The 25,031-nt window shown below is 73.5% G+C and carries 23 protein-coding genes; 11 read left to right on the top strand and 12 right to left on the bottom strand.

Annotation, left to right across the window (positions count from 1 at the left end):
* The first annotated feature begins 107 nt into the window (after positions 1-107).
* From ACZ7KX_RS01580 to ACZ7KX_RS01560, 5 genes are all read left to right on the top strand, one after another.
* Complete coding sequence (locus tag ACZ7KX_RS01580) at positions 108-461, top strand: ArsR/SmtB family transcription factor (RefSeq protein WP_350526043.1); 354 nt, start codon at positions 108-110, stop codon at positions 459-461.
* A 150-nt stretch (positions 462-611) separates the two neighbouring features.
* Entirely contained in the window at positions 612-2,048 is a 1,437-nt protein-coding gene (locus tag ACZ7KX_RS01575) for an MFS transporter (protein WP_470324722.1), read from the top strand.
* Between the two features lie 105 nt (positions 2,049-2,153).
* Complete coding sequence (locus ACZ7KX_RS01570; RefSeq protein ID WP_350526045.1) at positions 2,154-2,732, top strand: TetR/AcrR family transcriptional regulator; 579 nt, start codon at positions 2,154-2,156, stop codon at positions 2,730-2,732.
* A gap of 280 nt (positions 2,733-3,012) precedes the next feature.
* Positions 3,013-4,053, top strand: a complete 1,041-nt coding sequence (locus ACZ7KX_RS01565; RefSeq protein WP_470324721.1) for an agmatine deiminase family protein — start codon at positions 3,013-3,015, stop codon at positions 4,051-4,053.
* Positions 4,054-4,162: 109 nt separating this feature from the next.
* Positions 4,163-5,326, top strand: a complete 1,164-nt coding sequence (locus tag ACZ7KX_RS01560; RefSeq protein ID WP_470324720.1) for an agmatine deiminase family protein — start codon at positions 4,163-4,165, stop codon at positions 5,324-5,326.
* A gap of 94 nt (positions 5,327-5,420) precedes the next feature.
* Here the strand turns inward: ACZ7KX_RS01560 and ACZ7KX_RS01555 are convergent, their stop codons facing one another.
* Positions 5,421-6,596, bottom strand: coding sequence for an agmatine deiminase family protein (locus tag ACZ7KX_RS01555; RefSeq protein ID WP_470324719.1), 1,176 nt, complete (start codon positions 6,594-6,596; stop codon positions 5,421-5,423).
* Between the two features lie 142 nt (positions 6,597-6,738).
* Between ACZ7KX_RS01555 and ACZ7KX_RS01550 the strand changes: the two genes are divergently transcribed.
* Complete coding sequence (locus ACZ7KX_RS01550; protein ID WP_470324718.1) at positions 6,739-7,377, top strand: TetR/AcrR family transcriptional regulator; 639 nt, start codon at positions 6,739-6,741, stop codon at positions 7,375-7,377.
* Between the two features lie 15 nt (positions 7,378-7,392).
* Here ACZ7KX_RS01550 and ACZ7KX_RS01545 read toward each other — a convergent pair whose 3' ends face one another.
* The 10 genes from ACZ7KX_RS01545 to ACZ7KX_RS01500 all read right to left on the bottom strand — a co-directional run bounded on the left by ACZ7KX_RS01545 (position 7,393) and on the right by ACZ7KX_RS01500 (position 17,858).
* Complete coding sequence (locus ACZ7KX_RS01545) at positions 7,393-8,286, bottom strand: DUF4436 family protein (protein ID WP_470324717.1); 894 nt, start codon at positions 8,284-8,286, stop codon at positions 7,393-7,395.
* A complete protein-coding gene (locus ACZ7KX_RS01540) occupies positions 8,283-9,461 on the bottom strand; it encodes an agmatine deiminase family protein (RefSeq protein WP_470324716.1) in 1,179 nt (392 codons plus the stop codon). Before ACZ7KX_RS01540 ends, ACZ7KX_RS01545 begins: the two co-directional genes overlap by 4 nt.
* 99 nt (positions 9,462-9,560) lie before the next feature.
* The gene (locus tag ACZ7KX_RS01535; protein WP_470325090.1) at positions 9,561-9,785 is read right to left on the bottom strand and encodes a DUF4436 family protein; all 225 of its coding nucleotides are present in this window, start codon (positions 9,783-9,785) and stop codon (positions 9,561-9,563) included.
* Positions 9,786-10,267: 482 nt separating this feature from the next.
* Positions 10,268-11,065: an ABC transporter ATP-binding protein gene (locus ACZ7KX_RS01530; protein WP_470324715.1), complete on the bottom strand. Its 798-nt coding sequence runs from the start codon at positions 11,063-11,065 to the stop codon at positions 10,268-10,270.
* A complete protein-coding gene (locus tag ACZ7KX_RS01525; protein WP_470324714.1) occupies positions 11,058-12,014 on the bottom strand; it encodes an ABC transporter ATP-binding protein in 957 nt (318 codons plus the stop codon). Before ACZ7KX_RS01525 ends, ACZ7KX_RS01530 begins: the two co-directional genes overlap by 8 nt.
* A gap of 13 nt (positions 12,015-12,027) precedes the next feature.
* The gene (locus ACZ7KX_RS01520; protein WP_470324713.1) at positions 12,028-12,882 is read right to left on the bottom strand and encodes an ABC transporter permease; all 855 of its coding nucleotides are present in this window, start codon (positions 12,880-12,882) and stop codon (positions 12,028-12,030) included.
* Positions 12,879-13,838 carry an ABC transporter permease gene (locus tag ACZ7KX_RS01515; protein WP_470324712.1) on the bottom strand — a complete coding sequence of 320 codons (960 nt, stop codon included), beginning with the start codon at positions 13,836-13,838 and terminating at the stop codon, positions 12,879-12,881. The genes ACZ7KX_RS01520 and ACZ7KX_RS01515 overlap by 4 nt, the downstream gene beginning before the upstream one ends.
* Positions 13,835-15,484, bottom strand: a complete 1,650-nt coding sequence (locus ACZ7KX_RS01510) for an ABC transporter substrate-binding protein (protein ID WP_470324711.1) — start codon at positions 15,482-15,484, stop codon at positions 13,835-13,837. The genes ACZ7KX_RS01515 and ACZ7KX_RS01510 overlap by 4 nt, the downstream gene beginning before the upstream one ends.
* Positions 15,485-15,513: 29 nt before the next feature.
* Positions 15,514-16,542: an agmatine deiminase family protein gene (locus ACZ7KX_RS01505; RefSeq protein WP_470324710.1), complete on the bottom strand. Its 1,029-nt coding sequence runs from the start codon at positions 16,540-16,542 to the stop codon at positions 15,514-15,516.
* 131 nt (positions 16,543-16,673) lie between these two features.
* A complete protein-coding gene (locus ACZ7KX_RS01500) occupies positions 16,674-17,858 on the bottom strand; it encodes an agmatine deiminase family protein (protein ID WP_470324709.1) in 1,185 nt (394 codons plus the stop codon).
* A 157-nt stretch (positions 17,859-18,015) separates the two neighbouring features.
* Here ACZ7KX_RS01500 and ACZ7KX_RS01495 point away from each other — a divergent pair, with 157 nt between their 5' ends.
* Entirely contained in the window at positions 18,016-18,630 is a 615-nt protein-coding gene (locus ACZ7KX_RS01495) for a TetR/AcrR family transcriptional regulator (RefSeq protein ID WP_470324708.1), read from the top strand.
* Positions 18,631-18,738: 108 nt separating this feature from the next.
* Positions 18,739-20,517, top strand: coding sequence for a serine/threonine-protein kinase (locus ACZ7KX_RS01490; protein WP_470324707.1), 1,779 nt, complete (start codon positions 18,739-18,741; stop codon positions 20,515-20,517).
* Positions 20,518-20,594: 77 nt separating this feature from the next.
* Here the strand turns inward: ACZ7KX_RS01490 and tatA are convergent, their stop codons facing one another.
* On the bottom strand, positions 20,595-20,927 hold the full coding sequence (gene tatA / locus ACZ7KX_RS01485) for a Sec-independent protein translocase subunit TatA (protein WP_470324706.1): 333 nt from the start codon (positions 20,925-20,927) through the stop codon (positions 20,595-20,597).
* A 260-nt stretch (positions 20,928-21,187) separates the two neighbouring features.
* On the opposite strand from tatA, the gene ACZ7KX_RS01480 reads away from it, so the two are divergent.
* From ACZ7KX_RS01480 to ACZ7KX_RS01470, 3 genes are read left to right on the top strand one after another with little or no spacing between them, the layout of a single operon-like run.
* Positions 21,188-22,387, top strand: a complete 1,200-nt coding sequence (locus tag ACZ7KX_RS01480) for an agmatine deiminase family protein (RefSeq protein ID WP_470324705.1) — start codon at positions 21,188-21,190, stop codon at positions 22,385-22,387.
* A 31-nt stretch (positions 22,388-22,418) separates the two neighbouring features.
* Positions 22,419-23,126: an urease subunit gamma gene (gene ureA / locus ACZ7KX_RS01475; RefSeq protein ID WP_470324704.1), complete on the top strand. Its 708-nt coding sequence runs from the start codon at positions 22,419-22,421 to the stop codon at positions 23,124-23,126.
* Positions 23,123-24,850, top strand: a complete 1,728-nt coding sequence (locus ACZ7KX_RS01470) for an urease subunit alpha (protein ID WP_470324703.1) — start codon at positions 23,123-23,125, stop codon at positions 24,848-24,850. The genes ureA and ACZ7KX_RS01470 overlap by 4 nt, the downstream gene beginning before the upstream one ends.
* The last annotated feature ends 181 nt before the right edge of the window (positions 24,851-25,031 follow it).

Below are 25,031 nucleotides of genomic sequence, written 5' to 3'. Positions count from 1 at the left end.
TCCGGCCCTGTCGCCCGGCGCCGCCGCGGGCCTGCATCCCGCGACTCCGTCGACGAACCACTTGCCAAAGGTACGCATGTGCGCACGAAACGCCCTACGATGAGCGGATGAGCACCGGCACCCACCTGGCAGATGCGCACCGCTCGCAGCAGCGGGCCGAGCAGCGCCTGGACGTCGCCGCGTCCGTCCTGACACTGCTGGCCGACCGGACCAGGCTGGCGCTGCTGGAGCGGCTCGGCCGGGGCGAGGCGGACGTGACCACGCTGACCGAGGCGACCGGCGCCGCCCGGCCGTCCGTCAGCCAGCACCTGGCCAAGCTCCGGCTCGCCGGCCTCGTCGGCACCCGCAAGGAGGGGCGGCGGGTCGTCTACTCGCTGCGCCACGGCCACCTGCGCCGGCTCGTGGACGAGGCGCTGAACGTCGCCGACCACCAGATCGGCCACCTGCCGCCGCACGACTGAGCCGGTCCGCGAGCCGGGCGAGGGCGCGCGGACCGCGGAGTCCGGGCGGACTTCCGATGAATAGGTGCACAGGTACGCACGTGTTCCTATGATGGGAGCACGCACCCACCGACCACCCCCACCGGCGACCGGGACGGGGCAGGAGCGCCCATGCTGTCCGTGCTGCGCAACCGCGCCTACCGCCACCTCTTCACCGCCCAGGTCGTGGCCCTGGTCGGCACCGGACTGGCCACGGTGGCGCTGTCCCTGCTGGCGTACCGGATCGCCGGCGACGACGCCTCGGCCGTCCTCGGCACCGCGCTGGCGATCAAGATGGTCGCCTACGTCGCCGTCGCGCCACTGGCCGGCGCGCTCGCCGGGCGGATACCCAGGCGGGCCCTGATGGTCGCGATGGACCTCACCCGGGCGTGCGTCGCGCTGACCCTGCCGTTCGTCGACCGCGTCTGGCAGGTCTACCTCCTGATCTTCCTGCTCCAGTCCGCCTCGGCCGCCTTCACCCCGACCTTCCAGGCCACCGTTCCGGACGTCCTGCCCGCCGAGCGCGACTACACCAACGCCCTGTCGATGTCCCGGCTCGCGTACGACCTGGAGTCGCTGTTCAGCCCCGCCCTCGCCGCGCTCCTGCTGACGGCGGTCCCCTACGACTGGCTGTTCGCCGGGACGGCGGTCGGCTTCCTCGCCTCCGCAGCCCTGGTGGTCTCCACCGTCCTGCCCAGACCGGCCCCGGTCGAGCCGACGCCGGTCGAGCCGGCCCCGGCTGGGTCGGCGCCGGTCGGGTCGGCGCCGGTCGGACGGGCCGACGGCGTGTACGCCAAGGCCGCCTTCGGCACCCGGCTGTTCCGGGCCACCCCCCGGCTGCGCGCCCTGCTCGCCCTCGACCTCGCGGTCGCGGCCGCCGGCGCGATCGTGTTCGTCGACACGGTCAACGTCGTCCGCGACCACTTCCACCGCCCGGCCGGAGCCGTCTCGCTCGCGCTGGGCGCCTACGGGGCCGGCTCGATGCTCGCCGCGGTCCTGCTGCCCCGTGTCCTGGGCCGGCTCGGCGACCGGGCCGTCATGCTGCCCGCCGCCTTCGCCCTGCCGGCCGTCCTCGCCGCCGTCACCGCGATCACCGCCGCCCCGGCCGGGACCGGGACGTGGCTGGGCCTGCTCGCCGCCTGGGCCCTCGTCGGTGCCGGCAGCTCGGCCGTGCTCACCCCCGGCGGACGCCTCATCCGCCGCTCGGCCACCGACGCCGACCTGCCCGCGGCCTTCGCCGCCCAGTTCTCCCTCTCGCACGCCTGCTGGCTGCTCACCTACCCGCTCGCCGGGTGGCTGGCCGCCGGCGCGGGGCTTCCGGTCACCGCCGTCGTCCTCGGCATGCTCGCCCTGGCCGCCGCAACGGCGGCCACCACCCTGTGGCCGTCCCGCGACCCCGGGGACCTGGAACACCTGCACACCGACCTGCCCGCCGGGCACCCCCATCTCGCCGACGCGCACGCGACCGCCGGCGGTGCCTGGCAGCACGGCCACCACTACGTCATCGACCGGAACCACCACAGCTGGCCCCGCCCGACCGGCTCCCGCACCCGCGCCACCGCCGGCTGAACCCGCCGCCCCGGCGCCCGGCCGAACCCGAGCCGAAGTCCTACTGACCGGTACCTCAGACCGCGGAGCCGATCACGTCGGCGCACCCCGGTAAGGTGGTGCACCGTGGCCAGTCGTAAAACGTCGATCCTGGAAGCCGCGGCACGGGTGATCGCCCGCCGCGGGGTGCGCGGACTGAGGGTGGAGGAGCTCGCCGCGGAGGCGGGCGTCTCGACCGCGCTCATCTACTACCACTTCAAGGACCGCACCGGGATCCTCCGTCAGACGCTGGAGTTCATCAACGACCGGGCGGAGCGCTACACGACCGACCGCGCCCCGGACGCCCCGCCGCTGACGGCGCGCGAGGAGCTGGAGCAGACGCTGCTGCTGGAACTCCAGGACACCGTCGAGGTGCGGGAGAACAGCACGGCCTGGGGCGAGCTGCGGGCGAGCGCGGTGTTCGACGAGACCCTGCGCGAGGACCTGGCGCGGGCCACCCGGGTGTGGGTGCAGGAGATCGCCGAACTGCTCGGGGTCGTCCGGCCGATGGCCTCGGCGGTCGCACTGGCCGGCGCGGCGGAGCGGCTGACGGCGCTGCTGGAGGGGCTGAGCACCCGCTGGCTGAGCGGCAGCCTCCCGCTGGCGCACGCCCGGACGCTGATGGCCGACGCGATCGAGGCCGAAGTGGCCCGGCTCGGCTCCTGATCGACTCGCCGGCTCCTGATCGGCTCCCGATCCAGGGGTTCCGTGCGGATTCCGCACGGAACCGACGGCGGACGTCACGCTCCGCACCGCTCCCGTCAAGGATCCGTCATGGCACGCCCGCGGGTTTGACTGATTTTTCAGTCAATGTAAGCCTGAGTCCGCAGGCAGGGTGCTGCCGCCGGTCCGCGCCGTCCGTGGTGCGCCGGTGCGCCGCGGCGCGAAGAGTGGACCACGCGGCCCGCGCCCTCCCCCGGCACCGTCGCACGATCTGGAGACCCTCATGACCCACTACCGCGATGACCGTTCCACCGAGCAGCCCTACCCCTGGGTGCCGGCGGACGACGTCCCGCACGCGCGGACCTGGATGTCCTGGCCCTCCCGTCGGGGGGTGTGGGGACTGCGCCTGGGCGGCGTCCAGGAGGACATCGCCCTGATCGCCCGTACGATCGCCGAGTTCGAGCCGGTGGTCATGTGCGCTCCCGACGACTGGACGGCCGGCAAGGCCCAGTCCCGGTGCGGCAACGGGGTGGAGGTGATCACCGCCGTCCCCACCGACGACCTGTGGATGCGCGACATCGCGCCGGTGTTCCGCCGGGACGGGTACGGCGGCCTGGACGCCGTGGTCCTCAACTTCAACGGCTGGGGCAACAAGCAGGTGCATCACGACGACGCCCGGGCCGCCGAGCTGATCGCCACCCGCCGCGGCCTGCGCCACACCTACGCGGACTTCGTCGGCGAGGGCGGCGCGATCGAGACCGACGGCGACGGCACCGTGATGGCCACCGAGAGCAGCCTGGTCAACAAGAACCGCAACCGCGGCATGAGCCGGGACGAGATCGAGGAGGCCGTCCTGGAGGCCTACGGCGCGGACACCATGATCTGGCTACCGGGCATCAAGGGCCAGGACATCACCGACGACCACGTGGACGTCACCTCCCGGTTCGTCCGCCCCGGCGTGGTGATGGTGCAGCTGCCGCCGGCGGACCGCAACGACGCCTGGGCCCGGGACGCCCGCGAGCAGTTCGCCATCCTCTCCGCCGCCACCGACGCCCGGGGGCGCCGCCTGCAGGTCATCCCCGTGCACGGTCCGGACACCATCCGCTCCCGCAGCTCCAAGTTCGTCGACTCCTACCTCAACTTCCACCTCGTCAACGGCGGTGTGATCACCGCCCAGTTCGGCGACGCGTACAAGGACGCCGCCGCCCGGGACGCCCTCGCCTCGGCCTTCCCCGGCCGCGAGGTGGTCCAGATCGACGTCGACCGCCTGATGTCCGGGGGCGGCGGCATCCACTGCTCGACCATGCACGAGCCGGTGCCGTAGCCACCGCCGTAGCCACTCCCCCGCCCTGCTCTGCCCTGCCGCACGAACCCGCACGAACCCGCACGAACCCGCACGAGCCCACCCACCCCGACCCAGCTGGAGTTCCCGCATGACCAACGCCGTGTCCCGCCGTACCCTGATCCGCAACCTCGCCGGCGTCGGCGCCGGTGTCGGCGCCCTCGCGCTGGGCCTCACCGCCTGCGACCCCAACGACATCGAGGACCCGACCGGTGCCGTGCCGCCCACCCGGCCCGGCGGCACCCCCGGCGTGCGCCGCTTCGGCGCCGAGTGGGACAAGCACCTGCGCACCGTGATGTCCTGGCCCGCCTCCGAGAACGTCTGGGGCGACCAGCTCGCCGACGTCCGCCGGGACGTGGCCGGCCTGGCCCAGGCCATCGCCGCCCGCGAGCCGGTCGTGCTGATGGCCCGGCCCGAGCAGAAGGACGCCGCGCAGAAGGCCTGCGGCTCGGCGGTCGAGGTGGTGCCGATCGCCGTCGACGACCTGTGGGCCCGGGACACCCTGCCGGTGTTCGTCGAGGAGGGCGGCAAGGTCAAGGGCGTCGACTTCAACTTCAACGGCTGGGGCGGCAAGCAGCAGCGCGGCAACGACTCCAAGGTCGCCCGCACGGTGCTGGAGAAGTACGGCGTCGAGCGGATCGAGACCCGGCTGGTCGCCGAGGGCGGCTCCTTCGAGACCGACGGCCAGGGCACCCTGATGGTGACCGAGAGCTCCGTCGTCAACGACAACCGCAACCCGGGCATGAGCCGGGACCAGATCGAGGCGGAGCTGAAGCGGGTCCTCGGCGTGACCAAGGTGATCTGGCTGGCCGGCGTCAAGGGCAAGGACATCACCGACGCCCACGTCGACTGCCTGACCCGCTTCGCCGCGCCCGGGGTGGTGCTGCTCGACCAGGCCTTCCCCGGCAGCCCTGCGGACGTCTGGTCCCGCTCCGCCGACCAGGCCCGCTCCGTCTTCAAGGACGCCACCGACGCGACCGGCAAGAAGCTGCAGGTGGTCGAGCTCCAGCAGCCCGACCCGGACAAGATCACCGGACGCGGCGACGCCTTCGTCTCCTCGTACATGAACTTCTACATCGGCACCAAGGGCGTGTACCTGCCGAAGTTCGGCGACGCCCGGGCCGACGACCGGGCGCAGCAGATCCTGAAGCAGTACTTCCCGACCCGGGAGATCGTCCCGGTGAAGATCGACGCGATCGCGGCCGGCGGCGGCGGGATCCACTGCGCCACGCACGACATCCCCGCCCTCGGCTGACCGGACGGGCCGGGCCGGGGCCCGGGGACGGGCTCCGGGCCGGCCTCCGACGGGGCCGGGTCCGGTCGGCGGACCGGACCGGGCCCCGTCGGGCTCACGCGACGGGCTGCTGCTGGGTGACGCAGTGGATGCCGCCGCCCCCCGCGCCGAGGTAGTCGATGTTGAGCTGCTCGACGGTTCGGCCCGGGAACAGCCGGGCGAGGGTGGACCTGGCGGCGCTGTCCGCCCTGGTGTCGCCGAACTGGGCGGAGATCACCGCGTCGTTGCACAGGTAGTAGTTGGCGTAGGAGCCGACGAAGTTGGGGTCGGTCGAGCGGATCAGGTTGTAGTCGGGCCCCTGGATCCGGCTGACCGTGAACGGGGTGCCCTGGGCGCTGGTGGACGTGGTGAGCGTCTGGTACTGCTGGCGTTCGTCGTTCGACCAGACGTCGGTGTCGCCCGCCGGCGGCATCTGGACGGCGGCGGTGCCCGCGCCGAGGAAGCGCGACGTGGCGTCCACGTGGTCGTCGGTGATGTCCTGGCCGGCGATGCCGGTGAACCAGATCACCTTGGTGGCACCGTACGCGGTGCACATGGCGCCCTCGATCGCGGCCTGTGACATGCCGGGGTTGCGGTTGGCGTTGATGATGCTGCTCCGGGTGGCCATCAGCGTCCCGGAGCCGTCGGTCTCGACGGCTCCGCCCTCGGCGACCAGCCCGGCGGCGGTGAACGGCAGGCCGAGGTGGGCGGCGAGCCGCTGGGCGACGAGGGCGTCGTTGCCGTGCGGGTTCTGGTGGTTGCCCCAGCCGTTGAAGTTCAGGCCGATCGTGTCCAGGCCGCCCGCGCCGTCGGTGCGGAAGACCGGGCCGGTGTCGCGCATCCAGCAGTCGTCGACGGGGATGTCCCCGATGACGGTGACGGTCGAGCCGCACATCGACCGCGCCTTGGCCACGGAGGCCGGGTTGGCGCACATCGTGACCGGCTCGTACTTGGCGATGGTCTTGGCGATGAGGGCGATGTTCGACTGGACGCCGCTGAGCTTGTTGCGCCAGATGGTGGTGCTGTCCGGCCAGGCCATCCAGGTCCTGGTGTGCCGGACGGTGTCCAACGGCACCCGGTAGCCGGCGGCGACGGCCGGGCCGGCGGTGGTGCGGCGCTGGGCCGCCAGTGCCTGCCCACCGGTCGCGGCGGTCAGCGCGGTACCGGCGACGACGATCCCGGCGGCCGTCAGGAACCGCCGTCGGCCGAGCTGTGCGTGGAGCTCCGCGTGGGGTCTGGAGCTGTCCTCCATCACTGCCTCCTTGTCAAACTCCCCTGCTGGTGCAGCAGTTGACCGAAAAGGTAAAACTGGCCAAGCGCTCGGTCAATACTTTGCGCAGATATCGGTGCCGATGCGCCCCTGCCGCGCTCCCCCAGTCGTTACAGTGGCGGCCATGGCGACACGGGCGACAGACGCAGCTCCGCGGACGGCCGCCGGACCGGGCGGCACCGGCCGGGCGCGCGCGTCCGCCAAGGGTGAGCAGACCCGGGCCCGACTGATCGCCGCGGCGCGCACGCTGCTCGCGGGCGACGGCGCCGGGCGCTTCACCACCCGCAACGTGGCCGCGCTGTGCGGGGTCTCGCACGGGATGTGCCACTACCACTTCGCCGACCGCACCGACCTGATCGTCGCCGTGGTGGCGGACATCCGGCCCGAGTGGATCACGCCGCTGGAGGAGGCGGTGGCCGGCCCGGGCGGCTACGCCGAGCGCGCCGAACGGGTCCTGGCCCTGCTCACCCGGCCCGAGAGCCCCGACCTGGCCCGCCTGCACGCGGCCCTGCACTGGCTCGCCCTGAACGACGAGCGGGTCCGCGCGAGCCTGGAGGCCGAGTACGTGCGGTGGCGGTCCTCCTTCGTCGCCCTGTTCCGCTGCCTGGTGGACGAGCGCGGCGACGGCGCCGATCCCGTTCCGCTCGGCGAGGCCTTCGCCGCCGCCGTGGACGGCCTCGCCGCCATCGGCTCGCTCGACGGGACGGTGGACGCCGGGCGGGTGCTGCGGACCCTGCTGGACTCGCTGTCCGCCGCGGCCTGACCGGCCGGCCCCTCGTCACGGGTCGGCACCGGCGGAGGCCGCGGCCTGCGCCTCGGCCCGCTTGCGGCGCTCGACGCGGCTGCCGGCCACGACGGTGAACGTGAGGCACGCCGCGATGATGCCCTCGGCCCAGAAGAAGGCCACGTAGTCGATGAGCGAACCGATCGGCGGCGAGCCGGGCGCGGCGTTGCGCATGCCGATGAGAGCGAAGAGGGTCGCGGCCATCCACCCGAGCGAGGGCCACACCATCCCCTGCCGTGCCCGGTGGAGCACCTCGGCCCCGGCCATCACCGCCAGGGCCAGCGCCCACATCGCCGCGATCATGAACCAGGCCAGGATGAAGGTGCTGCGCGCCCTGCTGACCGTACCGTGCAGGACGGTCGCCCCGGCGGCGCCCGCGGTGGTGGTCGGGTGGACCAGGAAGAACGGGTCGACGTCCGCGAAGACCACGCCCAGCGGAACGGCCCCCGCGGTGTCCGCGGCCTCGAACGACACCGCGAACCGGTGGCGGTCGAAGGGGTAGTCGGTCACCGTGCCGGTGAAGAAGTTGCCCGTCACCGGTTGGGGGGTCGCGGCCTCCCCCGGCGCCGCCCGCAGCTCCGTGCGGGTCGCCGCCTGGACGGTGATGACGACCTGCCGGCTGAAGGCGGCGGAGCCCGGCTCCGCGGCGAGGCCGCCGTGCGGCACGGGCGCGACGTAGAGGGTGAGTTCGCCGCCCACGGGGTCGATGTCCTGGGCGGTGACGTCCAGTTCGATCCAGTCACCGGACTCCGGGAGGGCCAGTTCGCGGACCTGCTGCCGGGTGTTGCGGTCGTTCAGGTACAGCGCGACGCCGGCCGAGCACAGGACCGCCACGATCAGCAGGGCGACGAGGAAGCGGTTGTCGCGCAGTCGGGAGGAGCCGGTCACGTCGGGCCGACCCCGGACTCGACGGGCTGCTGCTGGGTGGCGCAGTGGATGCCCCCGCCGCCCGAGGCGATGTGGTCGATGGAGACCTGGGCGACCCTGCGGCCCGGGTGGAGGTCGCCGATGATGCCGGCCGCGTGGTCGTCGGCGGCCTGGTCGCCGAAGCGCGGGACGATGACGCCGCCGTTGCAGACGTAGTAGTTGATGTAGGTGGCGAGGAAGTTCTTGCCGGCGCCCCGGATCAGGTCGACGTCCGGCTCGGGCAGGTCGACCACCTTGAGCGCGCGGCCCCTGGCGTCGGTCGCGGAGGCGAGGACCTGGACGGCCTGTTCGGAGGCGGTGGTCCAGACGTCCGGCGGGGTGTCGGCTGCAGGGCGGTGCAGCACGACGGTGGCCGGCTCGGCGAAGCGGGCGAGGGCGTCCACGTGGCAGTCGGTGATGTCCTGCCCGGCCACGCCCTTGAACCAGATCACCTTCTCGACGCCGAGCAGGTCCTTGAAGCTCGCCTCGATCCGGTCGCGCGACATGCCGGGGTTGCGGTTGTCGTTGACCCAGGAGCTCTCGGTGGCCATCAGGGTGCCCTCGCCGTCCACCTCGATGCCGCCGCCCTCGCCGGTGATCGGCGCCTGGACGCGGGTGATGCCGTAGTGGGCGAGGAGGTTGCGGGCGACCTGGCTGTCGTCGGCGTGGGTCTGCTTGCCGCCCCAGCCGTTGAAGTTGAAGTCGACGCCGGCGAGCCCCCGCGGGCCGGTGACGAAGGTCGGGCCGGTGTCCCGGGCCCACAGGTCGTCGACCATCAGCTCCAGCACCTCGACCGAGGAGCCGCAGGCCTGCCGGGCCTGGTCGGCCTGGTCCGGACGCGCCAGCAGCACCACCGGCTCGAAGCCGGCGATCGTCTGCGCCAGCGTCGCGATGTCCTGCCGGACGCCGGGCAGTTGGTCGCCCCACACCTCCTCCAGCGCGGGCCAGGCCATGAAGGTACGGGTGTGCGGGCCCGACTCCGCGGGCATCGCCCGTCCGGCCGCGGCCGGGCTGCCCGACGGGGCCGCCGCCGTGCTGCCGGGGCCGGGCTGCTCCTCGTCGCCACCGCCGCCGGAGGAGCAGCCGGTCAGCGCCAGCGCGGCGAGCACGGCCCCGGACTGCAGGAGCGAACGGCGGGACGGCCGGGGGTGAGCCATGGGGCCTCGTTCCGGTAGGTGTCGGGTCCGGCTCCGCAGGCTACTGACAGGGCGGTCAGGATCCGGCACGGCACGCATCCGCCGTTCGGGGGAAACCGCTCACGGCCCTTCGATGACGGCCTCCTGCTCGCGGAGCTGCCGGTGCTCGGTGCGGATCCCGCACCAGGCGGTCCAGGCCAGGCCGGCGGCGATGATCCCCTCGGCCCGGAAGAACGCCACGTAGTCCATGAGCGATCCGATCGGCGGTGATCCGGGGGCGGCGTTGCGCATCCCGATCAGCGCGAACAGGCTCGCCGCCATCCAGCCCAGGGAGGGCCAGACCAGCCCCTCGCGCTTGTGACCGTGGGGGCGCCGGCGAGGGTGATCTCGACGGGGCGGGCGAACGCCTGGGAGTCCGGTCCGGCGGCGAACCCGCCGTGCGGGACGGGCGTGACGTAGAGCGTCAGCTGCTGGGCCGTCGGGTCCACGTCCTGCGCGGTGACGTTCAGTTCGATCCAGTCGGGCCCCGACGGGATCGCCAGTTCCCTGGTCTGCTCGCGGGTGTTGCGCTCGTTGAGGTACAGCCCGATCCCCGCTGCGCAGAGCGCGAGGACCAGCGCCAGGACGGCGGCGGGCCGGCGTCGGCGGCGGGGGCCCGGTGCGGGGCCGGGGTGGTCACGGGGGTGTCGTCGATGGTGACCTGCGCGGTCGTCCTTCCTGCGGCGGCGCCGGCCAGGGCAGGTTCGCTGCCGGCCGGCGCCGTCCGCCGGTCTTGCTCGGTCGCCCCGGACCGGCAGGTTCCCTCTGCCTGCCGGTCCGGGGCCGTCTTACGGTGCGCGGCGCGCGGCGGCGATCCGGTCGGGATCCCAGCCGGGCCGCGGAACGGAATCCAACAGCAGGCGGGTGTAGGCGTGTTGCGGGGAGTCGAGGACCCGGTCGGTCGGCCCGGATTCGACGACCGCGCCGTGCCGCATCACGATGACCTCGTCGGTGACGCAGCGGACGACACCCAGGTCGTGGGTGATGAAGAGGTACCCGACGCCGGTCTGTTCGCGGATGTCGGCGAGCAGGTTGAGGACCTGCGCCTGGACCGAGACGTCCAGCGCGGCGACCGCCTCGTCCAGCACCAGGACGGCCGGCTGGACGGCCAACGCCCGCGCGATGGCGACGCGTTGGCGCTGTCCGCCGGAGAGCTGCCGGGGCAGCGCCTCGGCCGCCCTGGTGCCGAGGCCGACCTGGTCGAGGAGTTCCCGGATCCGGGCCCCGTGGTCGGTCCCGGGGAAGTGCAGCCGCAGGGTCTCCCGCAGCACGGCCTCCACGCTGGTGCGCGGGTCCAGGGAGAGGTAGGGGTCCTGGAAGACCATCTGGACCTCGCGGGCGCGGGCCAGCCGCTCGGCCCTCCCCCGCACCCGGCCGCCGCGGGCCCGGCCCTGGACGGTGACCCGCCCCTCGTCGGCCTGTTCGAGGCCGACGATGATCCGGGCGGTGGTCGTCTTCCCGGAGCCGGACTCGCCCACGATGCCGAGCGATCCGCCGGCGGCGAGAGTGAAGGAGACGTCGTCCACCGCCCGTACGGTGCCGAAGGTCCGGCACAGCCCGGTGACCTCCAGTACGGCCTCAGACATCGAGGGGGCTCCCTTCGAGCGGGTGGTGGCAGGCGACGGCGTGCTCCCCCTGCGGTTCGGGGGCCTGCTCCCGGCACAGCTCGGTCGCGTACCGGCATCGGGCGGCGAACGCGCAGCCGGTCAACTCCTGCCGCAGGTCAGGCGGTTGGCCGTCGATGGCGGCGAGCCGGCCGTTCCGGGAGTCCAGCCTCGGGGTGGAGGCCAGCAGCGCGGCGGTGTAGGGGTGGCGGGGCCTTTCGAACAGCGCTCCGGCGGGGCCGCCCTCGACGATCCGACCGGCGTACATGACGCAGACGCGGTCACTGATGGCCGCGGCGAGCCCGAGGTCGTGGGTGACGAACAGCAGGCCGGTGCCGAAGCGTTCGCGCAGCCGGCCGAGGAGCGCGATGACCTCGGCCTGGCTGGTGACGTCGAGCGCGGTGGTGGGCTCGTCGGCGAGCAGCAGGACCGGGTCGCCCATCAGCGCGGCGGCGATCATGACGCGTTGGAGCATGCCGCCGGACAGCTGCCCCGGGTAGCGGTGCAGCAGTTCCTTGCCGAGGCCGACGGCGTCCAGGAGTTCGACCGCGCGCCGCTCGGCGTCGGCCGCACCCGTCCGTCCGCCGAACCGCACGCCCTCGGTGAGGAAGTCGCCGACGCGGCGCAGCGGGTTGATGGCCGCCCTGGGGTCCTGGAAGATCATGGCGGCCCGGCCGGTGCGCAGGTCGCGCAGCCGGTCGGGGCCCATGGTCAGGACGTCCTCGCCGTCGACCAGGACGCTGCCTCCGGTGGTGGCGCCGGGCGGCAGCAGGCCGAGGGCGCTGCGCGAGGTGAGGCTCTTGCCGGAGCCGGACTCGCCGACCAGGGCGACGGTCTCCCCGGGGCCCACGGCGAGGTCGACCCCGTCGAGGACGGGCCGGGCGGTGCCGGGCAGGCGGAGCCGCAGGCCCCGGATGTCGAGGGCGTTCACGTGCTGCTCCGATTCATGGGGTCCTCCGGGCGACGCGGTCGGCCCAGCGCTCGCCGACGACGTTGAACGCGACGACGGTGAGCACGATGAGGACGCACGGCAGGATCGCGGAGAGCGGGTAGCCGTGCTGGATAGCGGTCTGGCCGTCGAAGACCATCCGCCCCCAGTCGGGGGTGAGCGCGGGGACGCCGAGGCCGAGGAAGGAGAGGCCGGCGAGGTCCATGAGGGCGTATCCGAAGTTGATGGTGGACTGGGCCAGGACGATCGGGGCGATGTTGGGCAGGACGTGCCGCAGGCAGATCTGCAGGCTGGAGTGGCCCTGGACCTGGTACGCGGAGACGTACGGCCGGGATCGTTCGGCGAGGACGAGCGAGCGGGTGAGCCGCGAGACGTACGGCAGGTAGGCGATCGCGAGGGCGATGACGGGGGCGAGCAGGCCCTCCCCGTAGACCGAGACGATCAGGATGGCGAGCAGCATGCCGGGGAAGGCGAAGACCAGTTCGGTGCTGCGGGAGAGGACGGAGTCGAGCCAGCCGCCCCGCCAGCCGGCCGCGAGGCCGATGACGACGCCGGCGACGGTGGAGAAGACGACCACGCCGAGCGGGCCGAGCAGGGAGGTGCGGGCGCCGAGCAGGAGCCGGGAGAGGGTGTCGCGCCCGGCGGCGTCGACGCCGAGCAGGTGGTCGGGAGAGGGGCCGGCGAGGGCGTTGCCGAGGTCGACGGCGTTCGGGTCCTGCGGCGCGATCCAGGAGGCGAGCAGGGCGGCGATCACCACCAGGACGACGATGCCGAGGCAGGCCAGGTGGAGCGGGCCGCGGGCGGCCTTGAGGCGGCCGAGTCCGGGCCGACGGGTGAGGGCGACACTCATGCGCCGGACCTCCTCGTGCCGAGGGTGACCCGGGGGTCGACCAGGGGGTGGAGCAGGTCGACGACCAGGTTCACCACCATGAAGAGGGCGACGATCAGCAGGGAGATCGCCTGGACGGTCGGGAAGTCCTTGGTGGTGGTGGACAGTTCGAGGAGCTGGCCGATGCCGCCGATGCTGAAGGCCGACTCCACCAGGACGGTGCAGACCAGCAGGGTGGAGACGATCAGGCCGCCGGTGGTCAGCACGGTGCCGAGCGAGTTGCGGAACACGTGGCGGCGGATCACCTCGCGCTCCGGCACGCCGCGGCTGCGGGCCACGGCGACGTGCTCGCCCTCCAGGGCCTCCAGCATCGCCGAGCGGGTGACCCTGGCGAGCATCCCGATCAGGTACAGCGCGAGGGCGGTCGCCGGGAGGGTGAGGTGCCACAGGAGGTCGCCGAAGCCGTCGCCGGTGCCGCTGGTCGGGAACCAGCCCAGCTTGACCGCGAACAGGCCCTGCAGCAGGACCGCCGCGACGAAGGAGGGGGTGCCGACGGCGAGCGTGGTGGAGAGCAGGATCGCGGTGTCCGTCGCCCCGCCGCGCACCGCGCCGATCCAGCCGAGCGCCAGGCCGATGACGACGACCACGAGCAGCGCCATGGCGACCAGCGTCAGGGTGGCGGGAAGCCGGTCGGCGAGCAGCTTGGAGACGTCGGTGCGGTAGGTGATGGAGCGCCCGAAGTCGCCCTGCAGCACCTGGCCCAGCCAGCGGAAGTACCGGACCAGGAAGGGGTCGTCGAGGTGGTACTGGTCGTTGATCGCCTGCAGGGCGGCCGGCGAGGCCGACCGGCCCGACAGGAGGAAACTCGCCGGGTTGCCCGGCGCCAGGTACATCGCGCCGAAGACCACGAAGGACGCGCCGAGCAGGGTGGCGGCCATCTCCACCAGCCGCCGGGCGGCGAATCTCAGGAAGTTCACCGTGCGGCCCCCACGTCGGCCGCCCACGGGTAGTACATGTAGGAGATCGTGGTGGGGGCGCCGGTGATGCGCTTGTTGAGGAAGACGGCGGTGGGCCACTCGGCGACCGGGATCCACAGCAGCTGCTGGGAGGCGGTCTGCTGGAGCTCGGCCTCGATCGCCCCGCGCTTGGCCGGGTCGTACTCGGCGGTGGCCTGGTCGACGAGGTCGTCGTAGGTCTTGTCGCTGTAGCCGGCGAAGTTCTGGTAGGCGCCGGTCTTGAAGTTGACGAGCAGGTCGAGCGGGTCGGTGATGGAGTCGTAGTACGTCTCCGGGAACAGGTCGATGCCCTCGCGTGCCTTGGCGTCGGTGAACAGCGCGGTGAAGGCGTTCGGGGCGATCGTCTTCAGCTGGATGTCGAGCCCGATCTTCGTCCCGGCGGCCTGGACGGCGGTGGCGAGCAGGGAGACGTCCTGGCCGATGGTGCTGGTGGCCATGACGAGCGTCCTGCCGCCCGCGCCGGCCTCCTTGACGAGGGCCTTGGCCTTGTCGATGTCCTGCGCGGTGGGGGTGAGGCCGTCGAAGGCGGTCCTGCGGACGTCGTCGGGGGCGGCGCCCCAGGCGGCCCGGGTGGTGAGGGAGCCGGTGACGGTGCCGGCTCCGGCGAGGCCGGTCCTGACGAAGCCGGAGCGGTCCAGGGCCAGGGACAGTGCCTGGCGGACGCGCAGGTCGCCGAGCGGGCCCTGCATGTTGGTGACGTTGACGTTGACGGTGCTCAGGCCCTCGCCGAAGTAGAGCGTGCCGGGGCCGTTCTTCTTCAGCCGGTCGTAGCTCTCGGTGGGGATGAGGTAGCCGCCGTCGACGTCGCCGGTGAGCATCGCGTTGGTGCGGGCGGACGCGTCGGTGAGGAAGCTGAACACGACCTTCTTGGACTTGGCCTTGGTGCCCCAGTAGTCGTCGAAGCGCTGCAGTTCGATCGACTGGCCCTTGGCCCAGGCGCCCAGCTTGAAGGGGCCGGTGCAGTCGAGGCCGCCGCTGGTGCCGTAGTCCTTGCCCGCGGCCTCCACCCCCGCCTTGGCGGCGACGACGCCCGCGGCGGTGGCCATGTACTGCGGGAACTGGGAGTCGGGCTGCTTGAGCTTGACGGTGACCTGCAGCGGGCCGGTCGCGGTGACGGAGTCGACGTTCTGGAACACCTGGTTCCAGGCGGCCGCGTTGTCCGGGTTCATCTGTCGGCCGAGGCTGTACACCACGTCGTCGGCGGTCATCACCGTGCCGTCGTGGAAGTGCACGCCGGAGCGCAGGTCGTAGACCCAGGTGGCGGGATCGGGGTTCGAGGCCTTCTCGGCCAGGCCGGGAGCCAGGGTGAGCTGGGGGGTCCAGCGCATCAGGCTCTCGCAGACGTTCGCGAGGACGGTGTTCTGCGGGTAGTCGAACGCCTGGAGGTAGTCGAGCGTGGGCGGCTCGGCGTAGGTGGCCCAGGTGAAGGAGTCGAGCTCGCCCTTGGCCGGCGGGGTGTCGGCCGACAGCTGCACCCCCGCCTGGTCGGACCCGGAGTGCGGCGGGCCGGAGCAGGCGGCGACCAGGGCCGCCGCCGAGAGCAGCGCGGTGGCGAGGACGAGCCGGCCGCGGGCGGTGGCCCGTCTCGCGGGCGCGGTGGGAGTCATGAGGGTTCTCTCCGTTCGCTGGCGAGGGGTCAGGCGCGGGCGGCCGGGATCTGCTGGGTGATGCAGTGGACGCCGCCGCCGCCGTAGGCGATCACCCTGGCCCGCACGCCGACGACCTTCCGGTCCGGGCAGGCGGCGGTGAGCACGGCCAGCGCACCCTCGTCCCCGGGGTGGTCGGCGACCGGCACGACGACACCGCCGTTGGCCAGGTAGAAGTTCAGGTACCCCACCTCGACCTCGCGCCCGTCGACCTCGACGAAGGCGGCCTGCGGCAGGTCGACGATCTCGAAGGGCCGGCCCTGGGCGTCCGTGGAGTGCTCCAGCACGGTGCGGTTGGCCCGCATCCGGACGTAGTCCGGGTGCTCCGGGTCGGCGGGGAGCTGCACCACGACCTTGCCGGGGGCGACGAAGGCGCAGACGCCGTCCACGTGCCCGTCGGTCTCGGTGTCCAGGGCGCCGCCGTACGGCAGCCAGATCACCTTGGTGACGCCGAGGCGGGCCTTCAGCTCGGCCTCGATCTCCTCCCGGGTCAGGTCCGGGTTGCGGTTGGGGTGCAGCAGGCACTGCTCGGTGGTGATCAGCGTGCCCTCGCCGTCGACGGTGATCGCGCCGCCTTCGAGGATCATCTCGGAGCGGATCGCGGGGGTGCCGAGGTGCTCCAGCAGCAGGCCGCTGATCCGGTCGTCGGCGTCCCAGGGGCTGTGCTTGCGGCCCCAGGCGTTGAAGCGGAAGTCCACGCCGGCCCGGGCGCCGTTGCCGTCGAGGACGAAGATCGGCGCGGAGTCGCGGAACCAGGAGTCGTCCGTCGGCAGCTCGACGACGGTGATGCCCTCGCCGCCGTCCTCGCCGCCGCCCTCGCCGCACAGGGCGCGCGCCTCGTCGCCGTGGCCGGGCGGCGCCACCATGGTGACCGGCTCGAACTCCGCGATGGCGCGGGCGACCGCCGCGTACTCGCGCTTCACCTCGTCGAGGGTGTCGCCCCACAGGTCGGGGCGGACGGGCCAGGCCATCAGGCAGCCGTCGTGCTCGGTCCACTCCGCGGGCATGCGGTACGTCACGGGATACCTCTTCTGTTCGGCCCCGGCCGGTCCGGCGCGCTGGGCGCGCGGCGGTCGGGGGGAGGGTGGTGGAGCGGGAGACCCCGGCGGCCCGTCTCCGTGGGGGGATCCGGACGGGCCGCCGGGGAGTCTCAGAGCGCCGGCGGGACGGCCGGCTGGGACTGGGTGGCGCAGTGGATGCCGCCACCGCCGGAGGCGATGTTGTCGATGTTCAGCTGGACGACGTCCCGGCCGGGGAACTCGGCCTGGAGGATCGCGTAGGCCTGGGCGTCGGCCGAGGAGTCGCCGAACTGGGGGACGAGGACGGCCCCGTTGGCGACGTAGAAGTTGGTGTAGCTGGACAGGAAGTCCTTGCCGCTGCCGCGGATCAGCGTGCGGTCGGGGCCGGGGAGTTCCACGACGGTCAGCGGGCGCCCCCGGGCGTCGGTGGCGGTCCGCAGGACCTGCTTGGCCTGCTCGTAGACGTCGGTCCAGATCCGGTCGGTGCCGGGGCCGGGCTGGTCGAGGATGACGCGGCCGGGCGAGGTGAAGCGCGCCAGGCAGTCGATGTGGTCGTCGGTGATGTCCTGGCCCGCCAGCCCGGCCAGCCAGATCACCTTGTCCATCCCGAGCGTCGACTTCAGGGCCTGCTCGACCTGGTCCCGGGACATCCCGGGGTTGCGGTTGGGGTTCACCAGCGAGCTGACCGTGGCCAGCAGCGTGCCCTGGCCGTCCGTCTCCAGGGCGCCGCCCTCGCCGACGAAGGGGGCCCGGATCCGGTCGACGCCGTACTGCGCCAGCAGGGCGGCCGCGACCGCGGCGTCCTCGGTGTAGCGCTGGTAGTACGGGGTGCCGCTCTTGCCCCAGCCGTTGAAGTTGGTGTCGACGCCGGCGACGGCGCCCGGCGCGACCACGAAGGTCGGGCCGAAGTCGCGGATCCACAGGTCGTCGTTGGAGATCTCGACCACGGTGATGGCGTGGTAGGCGCCGGGGCCGCAGTAGTACTGCGCGTCGGCGGCCTGGCCGGGGCGGGCGACCACGACGACCGGCTCGTACCGGGAGATCTCGTGGGCGATCCGGGCGATGTCGTCGCGCACCGCCGGGAGCTGGGTCCGCCAGATCGACGGCAGGGCCGGCCAGGCCATGAAGGTGCGGTCGTGCCGGTCGCTCTCGGCAGGCATCCGCAGCTTCGTGGTGGCGCCCGCTGCGGTCGGGTCGGTCGCCGTGGGGGTCGCGGCCCGGGCGGTCGCCGGCAGGACGGTACCGAGTGCGATCAGGGGTACGGCGGCGGCGCCGAGCCGGAGCAGGCCGCGTCTTGCGGGCATGGGGGTGTGCATGTCGCTCCCTGTTCGAGTGGGAGGGGTGGGGGTTGCCCCGCATCCTCTACCGTACTGAAAATTCAGTCAAGCTTTCGGCTCAAAGCTGACGCAACTCACTGAAAGGATCATCAGGAACCTGTCTGACCAGTCAGGAAGCCCGGTAGAGTGGACGACCATGTCGGACCGTCGGACGGAAATACTCAAAGCCGCGACCAGGGTGATCGCCCGCCGTGGCGTACGCGGACTGCGCGTGGGCGAACTGGCGGCCGAGGCCGGGGTCTCCACCTCGCTGATCTACTACCACTTCACCGACCGCGCGGGCATCCTGCGCCGGACCCTGGAGTTCATCAGCGACCGCGCCGACCACTACACCGCCGACGACGAGCCCGAACCGCGGACCGAGGACCCGCGGGCCGACCTGGAGCGGGTTCTGCTCGGGGAGTTCCAGGACAGCACCGAGGTGCGGGAGAACAGCACCGCCTGGGGCGAGCTGCGGGCCAGCGCGGTCTTCGAACCGAGCCTGCGCGAGGACCTGGCGAGGACCACCCACACCTGGGTGCACGACATCGCCGAGCTGCTCGCCCGGGCCGACCCGACCGGCACCGCACCCGCGCACGCGGCCTCCGCCGAGCGGCTCACCACCCTCGTCGAGGGGCTCAGCGTACGGTGGCTGAGCGGCTCGCTGCCCCTGGACCACGCGCGCCGGCTGCTGCGCAGCGCCCTCGACACCGAACTGCACCCCGGCCGGCCGGCCGTCGGCGCCCGACCGGGCCGGTCACAGCTACCCTGACGCTACCTCTAAACTTCGCGATGCCGTCTGCGCCGACCAGCGCCGTGGCCGCCCCGGGACGCCGCTCCGGCTCCCGCACCCTCCTTGTCCGCCGAGAGAGGCCACCGCATGTCCGCCGACCGATCCCCCTTCGCCCTCCAGCCGGTCTTCCAGGAGCTGACCGCGGACGACCCGCGCGAGGTCGGCGGCCACCTGCTGTACGCCCGGCTCGGCGCCGGCGGCATGGGGCGCGTCTACCTCTCCTACACCCCCGGCGGCCGGCCGGTGGCCCTCAAGGTGGTGCGGCCCGAGCTGGCCGAGGACCCGGAGTTCCGGGCCCGCTTCGCCCAGGAGGTGGCCAGCGCCCGGCGCATCCACGGCCTGTTCACCGCACAGGTGGTCGACGCCGGCGTGGACGCCGCCACCCCGTGGCTGGCCACCACCTACGTGCCGGGGCCCTCGCTCCAGCAGGTCGTCCAGCGGTTCGGTCCGCTCCCGGAGCGGACCGTCCTGCTGCTCGTGGCCGGCATCGCCGAGGCCCTGCAGGCGATCCACGCGACCGGGGTGGTCCACCGCGACCTCAAGCCCGGCAACGTGCTGATCGCCTCCGACGGTCCCCGGGTGATCGACTTCGGCATCGCCCGGGCGGCCGACGCCAGCGCGCTGACCGGCACCGGACTGCGCATCGGCTCCCCCGCCTACATGGCCCCCGAACAGGCCACGGGCCGGGCCGCCACCCCGGCCACCGACGTGTACGCCCTCGGCGCCCTGGCCGTCCACGTCGCCGGCGGCACCCCGCCCTTCGGGGACGGCCCCGACCCGGCGGTGCTCTACCGCACCGTCCACGAGGAGCCGGACCTCGACCGGGTGCCGGAGAGCCTGCGCGCGCTGCTGCTGCACTGCCTCGCCAAGCAGCCGGAGGACCGTCCGACCACCGCCGAGGTGATCGCCGCCGCCCGCAGCCACCCGGCGGTGGGCGGCCACCTCCGGTTCGGCGAGGACTGGCTGCCGCACTCGCTGACCAGCCAGATCACCCGGCACGCCGAGCTGCCGCAGGTGCCCGCCGAGGCCGCCGCGCGCCCGGGCTGGGACTCGGCGCAGACGGTCCTCGCCCCGGGGGCCGCACGGACGCCGACGGTGCTCGCCCCGGTGGCGCCGGTGTCCACGCCGGTGTCCGCGCCGGCGGTGGCCTCCGCCGTGCCGTCGGCCCCTTCCGCGTCGACGGCCTCCCGGACGGCTCCGGGCGAGGACGGCTCGGCGGAACGCCGCGGCCGCCGCCGAAGCGGGACCGGCCGCAGACGCGCCCTGGGCCGCACCGCACTGACCGCCGCCGTCGCCCTGACCGTCGGCGCCGCGACGGCGGTCTTCCTGCTCGACGACCCGGACTCCGGGGAGGCCGTGGCCGACGAGGCCCCGGCGTCCGCCTCCGCCGTGCCGGGCAGCCCGGCGCCGGCCACGCCGACGGCCACCGCGAGCCCGACCCCCACCCGAACCGCCTCCCCCACCGCCACCGCGCCGCCCGGGCCCGCCGCCGAGTACGCGCCGGTCTACCGCTCGGTCGAGCTGACCTCGGCGGACGCCGGCTACGAGTTCGACCTCGCCACCGGGACCGTCGTCCCGACCGACAGCGTCTCCTGGTACCTGAGCCGCGGCGACGCCGAGTTCCTCGTCCCGGAGACCTCGGACTCCTTCATCGGCCGGGACGCCGGCCTCGGCGTGGCCGAGTGCCTCAAGGGGCTCGGCAGCCGTCCGGCCGGCCGGATCCCGTTCGCCGCCGTCGGGCCGCGCGGGGCCTTCTGCGTCCGGTCCGCGGACGGCCAGGACCTCGCCGTCGTCCGGGTGCTGTCGACCGCGGGCACGGACGGGCCGGTCAAGGTGTCGCTGGACCACTACCGCCGCAACGGCTGAGAGCCGCCGCCCCCGCCGGGTGGCGGGGGAACGACGGCTCTCGGCTCCGGCCGCGGGCGCTCCCGTGGCCCTCCCGCTCAGACCGGGCGCTTCACCGGCTGGGCCGCCGGGCCCGCGGGTGACTGACCGGCGGGCGTCTGGCCCGCGGGTGACTGACCGGCGGGCGTCTGGCCCGCGGGTGACTGACCGGCCGGGGCGGCCGGTTGCCGTACCGACGGGTCCGCGGGCGGTTCCGCCGGTGCCGCTCCCGGCGCCGACTCCTCCCGCATGGCCGCCGTCTCGGACTTCAGGATCCGCATCGACTTCCCCAGTCCGCGCGCCATCTCGGGCAGCTTCCTGGAGCCGAACAGCAGCACCAGGACGGCCACCATCACCAGTACGTGCCAGGGCTCCAGACCATTGCGCAGCATCGCCGCCTCACCCGGCCTTTCATCGTCGTGACCAAACCGCGCGCTCGGCGGCCGGGTCGTCTCGGGGTGGTTTGGGTACCTTCACCGTAAAGCTTGACTGATTTTTCAGTCAATGCGAGAGTTCAGTTCCGGCGATGCCGGACGACCTCGTCCACGGGACGGTCCCTTCGTCCGCCGCCACCGGCACCCCACGGCCGCTCCTCCGGAGCCCCGCCCGCCCCGCCGGACCGGATCCACCCCCAGCCCCACCGGAGTTCAGCGTGTCCCAGTCCCCCCTCGCCCGCCGCACGGTGCTGCGCTCCCTCGCCGGAGCCGGTGTGATCGCCCTCGGCGCGGGCGCCTGCGCCGCCTCCGACGACGACGCCGCCGAGCCCGCGGGCCCCAGCTCCGCAGCCCCCGGCCAGTCTGCCACCGGGGCGCCCGCACAGCCCCCGGCGCCGGCGCCCGCCCCCGCCCAGGGGCGCCGGCTCGGCGGCGAGTGGGAGAAGCACGAGCGGACCTTCATGGCCTGGCCGGCGTCCGAGAACGTCTGGGGCGAGCAGCTCGGGGCCGTCCGCAAGGACATCGCCACGGTGGCCCGGGCCATCGGCGAACGCGAACCGGTGGTCCTGCTGGTCCGCCCCGGCCAGGAGGCCTCGGCCCGCAACGCCTGCGGCTCCGACGTCGAGCTGCTCTCCGTCCCGGTGGACGACCTCTGGGCCCGCGACACCGTGCCGGTGTTCGTCGAGGAGGGCGGCAAGGTCAAGGGCATCGACTTCAACTTCAGCGGCTGGGGCGGCAAGCAGGAGCACGCCAACGACGCCAAGATCGCCCGCGCGGTCCTGGAGAAGTACGGGATCGAGCGGCTGGAGACGCCGATCACCGCCGAGGGCGGCTCCTTCGAGACCGACGGCCAGGGCACCCTGATGATCACCGAGAGCTCGGTCGTCAACGACAACCGCAACCTCGGCCGCAGCCGTGACTCGGTCGAGGCGGAGCTCAAGAAGGCCCTGGGCGTCACGAAGGTGATCTGGCTCGCCGGCGTCAAGGGCAAGGACATCACCGACGCCCACGTCGACTGCCTCGCCCGCTTCGCCGCCCCCGGCGTCGTCTTCCTGGACCGCGCCTTCCCCGGCACCCCGCCGGACGTCTGGTCCCGCTCCGCCGACCAGGCCCGCGCCGTCCTCGCCGAGGCCACCGACGCGACCGGCAGGAAGCTCAAGGTGATCGAGATCGGCCAGCCCGACCCGGACCGGATCACCGGGCGCGGCGACGCCTTCGTCTCGTCGTACATGAACTTCTACATCGGCAACAAGGGCGTCTACCTGCCGCTGTTCGGCGACGCCAAGGCCGACAGGCAGGCCCAGGCGATCTTCCGGGACCACTTCCCGGACCGCGAGATCGTCCCGCTGCAGATCGACACCATCGCCTCCGGCGGCGGTGGCATCCACTGCTCCACCCACGACCAGCCCGCCGGCTGACCGCCCCGCACCGAGGCAGAAGGGAACCCCCGTGCAGCTGACCCCCACCGAACGCGACCGGCTGCTGATCTTCACGGCAGCCGAGCTGGCCCGCGCCCGCCGCGCCCGCGGCCTGCGGCTCAACGTCCCCGAGGCCACCGCGCTCATCTCGGACACCGTCTGCGAGGCCGCCCGCGACGGCCTGCGGCTGGCCGAGGCCGTCGCGCTCGGCAGCTCCGTCCTCTCCCCCGCCGACGTCCTGCCCGGCGTGCCGGACCTGGTCACCGAGATCCACGTCGAGGCGGTGTTCGAGGACGGCACCCGGCTCGTCGTCATCGCCGACCCGTTCGGCGGCGGCACCCTCGGCGGGGCCGCGCCCGGCGCCGTCGTCCCCGACGGGGCCGCCGCCACCGGGCCGGAGCCGGTGCGCACGCTCGCCGTGCGCAACACCTCCGACGTGCCGGTCTCGGTCACCTCGCACTTCCACTTCTTCGAGGCCAACCCGCGCCTGGCCTTCGACCGCGCCGCCGCCTACGGCCTGCACCTCGCCGTCCCGGCCGGCGCCTCGGTGCGCTTCGACCCGGGCGCCACCGTCGAGGTCGGCCTGGTGCCGATCGGCGGCGAGCGGGTCGCGATCGGCTTCGCCGGGCTGGTCGACGGGCCGCTGGACTCGCCGCGGGTACGGCGCGAAGCCCTGCGCCGCGCGGCCGAGCACGGCTACCTCGGAGCGGGCGACGACGGACAGGAGCAGCAGTCGTGAGCAGCAGCATCGAAGCGACCGAATACGCGGCCGTGCACGGCCCGCGCGCCGGGGACCGGGTCCGGCTCGGCGACAGCGGCCTGGTCGTCCGCGTGGAGTCCGACTCCCAGGCACCGGGCGACGAGTTCCTGGTCGGCTTCGGCAAGACCGCCCGGGACGGCCTGCACCTCAAGGCCGCCGCCGTCCGGGACACCTGCGACGTGGTGATCAGCAACGTGCTGGTCATCGACGCCGTCCAGGGCATCCGCAAGACCTCGATCGGCATCCGCGACGGGCGGATCGCCTCGATCGGGCGGGCCGGAAACCCGGACACCCTGGACGGCGTGGACGTCGTCGTCGGCACCGGGACCACCATCGTCTCCGGCGAAGGACTGATCGCCACCGCCGGCGCCGTCGACACCCACGTCCACCTGATGTCCCCGCGGATCATGGAGGCCTCGCTGGCCTCCGGCGTCACCACGATCATCGGCCAGGAGGTCGGCCCCGCGTGGGGCGTCGGCGTCAACTCGCCCTGGGCGCTGCGCCACGCGTTCAACGCCTTCGACGCCTGGCCGGTCAACATCGGCTTCCTGGGCCGCGGTTCGTCCTCGCACCCGGCCCCGCTCGTGGAGGCGCTGGCCGAGGGCGGCGCCTGCGGGTTCAAGGTGCACGAGGACATGGGCGCGCACACCCGCGCACTGGACACCGCACTGGGCGTCGCCGAAGTCCATGACGTCCAGGTGGCGCTGCACACCGACGGGTTGAACGAGTGCCTGTCGGTCGAGGACACCCTGCGCGTCCTCGACGGCCGGACCGTCCACGCCTTCCACATCGAGGGCTGCGGCGGCGGACACGTCCCCGACGTGCTGAAGATGGCGGGCGTGCCGAACGTCATCGGCTCCTCCACCAACCCCACCCTCCCCTTCGGCCGGGACGCGGTCGCCGAGCACTTCGGCATGATCGTCTCCGTCCACGGCCTGAAGACCGACCTGCCCGGCGACGCCGCCATGGCGCGCGACCGCATCCGGGCCGGCACCATGGGCGCCGAGGACGTCCTGCACGACCTCGGGGCCATCGGCATCACCTCCTCCGACGCCCAGGGCATGGGCCGAGCGGGCGAGACGGTGCGCCGCACCTTCGCCGTGGCGGGCAAGATGAAGGCCGAACTCGGCCCGCTCGACGGCACCGGCTCGTACGGGACGACCGAGAGCGGCGACGACAACGAGCGCGTGCTGCGCTACATCGCCAAGCTCACCGTCAACCCGGCCATCGCACACGGACTCTCGCACGAGGTCGGCTCGATCGAGATCGGCAAGCTCGCCGACATCGTGCTGTGGCGCCCCGCCTCCTTCGGCGCCAAGCCGCAGATGGTCCTGAAGGCCGGCTTCCCCGCGTACGGCGTCACCGGCGATCCCAACGGCTCCACCGACACCTGCCAACCGCTCCTCCTGGGGCCCCTGTTCGGCGCCCACGGCGCCACCCCGGCCGATCTGTCGGTCGCCTTCACCAGCCGGGCCGCCGCCGAGTCCGGCACCCCCGACCGCCCCTACGACGCCATGACGACCCGCCGCCGCCGCGTCGCCGTCCGGGGCACCCGCGGCATCGGGCCGCGCGACCTGGTCCGCAACACCCGCCTCGGCGACGTCCTGGTCGACCCGCGCAACGGCCTGGTCACCCTGGACGGCACCCCGCTGCGCTCGGAGCCCGCCGACAGCGTCCCGCTCAACCGCCTCTACTTCCTGTGAGGCGCGGCGGCTGCCCGACCGCACCGGCCCGGGCGGCCGCACACGCACCGTCCGGGTGGCCGCGGGCGACCCGGTGCACACCTGAGACTCGGCCCAACTCGTCCTTCTCCACGAATACTTGAGCCTCGACGGGTTCGACGGCATCCTTGGCGATCGACACGGCCGGGCGGCCCTCCAGCGG

The sequence above is a fragment of the Kitasatospora sp. NPDC038210 genome (assembly GCF_055600605.1).
Note: the sequence above shows the minus strand (reverse complement) of the source record. Positions and strands in the feature narration are given on the sequence as shown.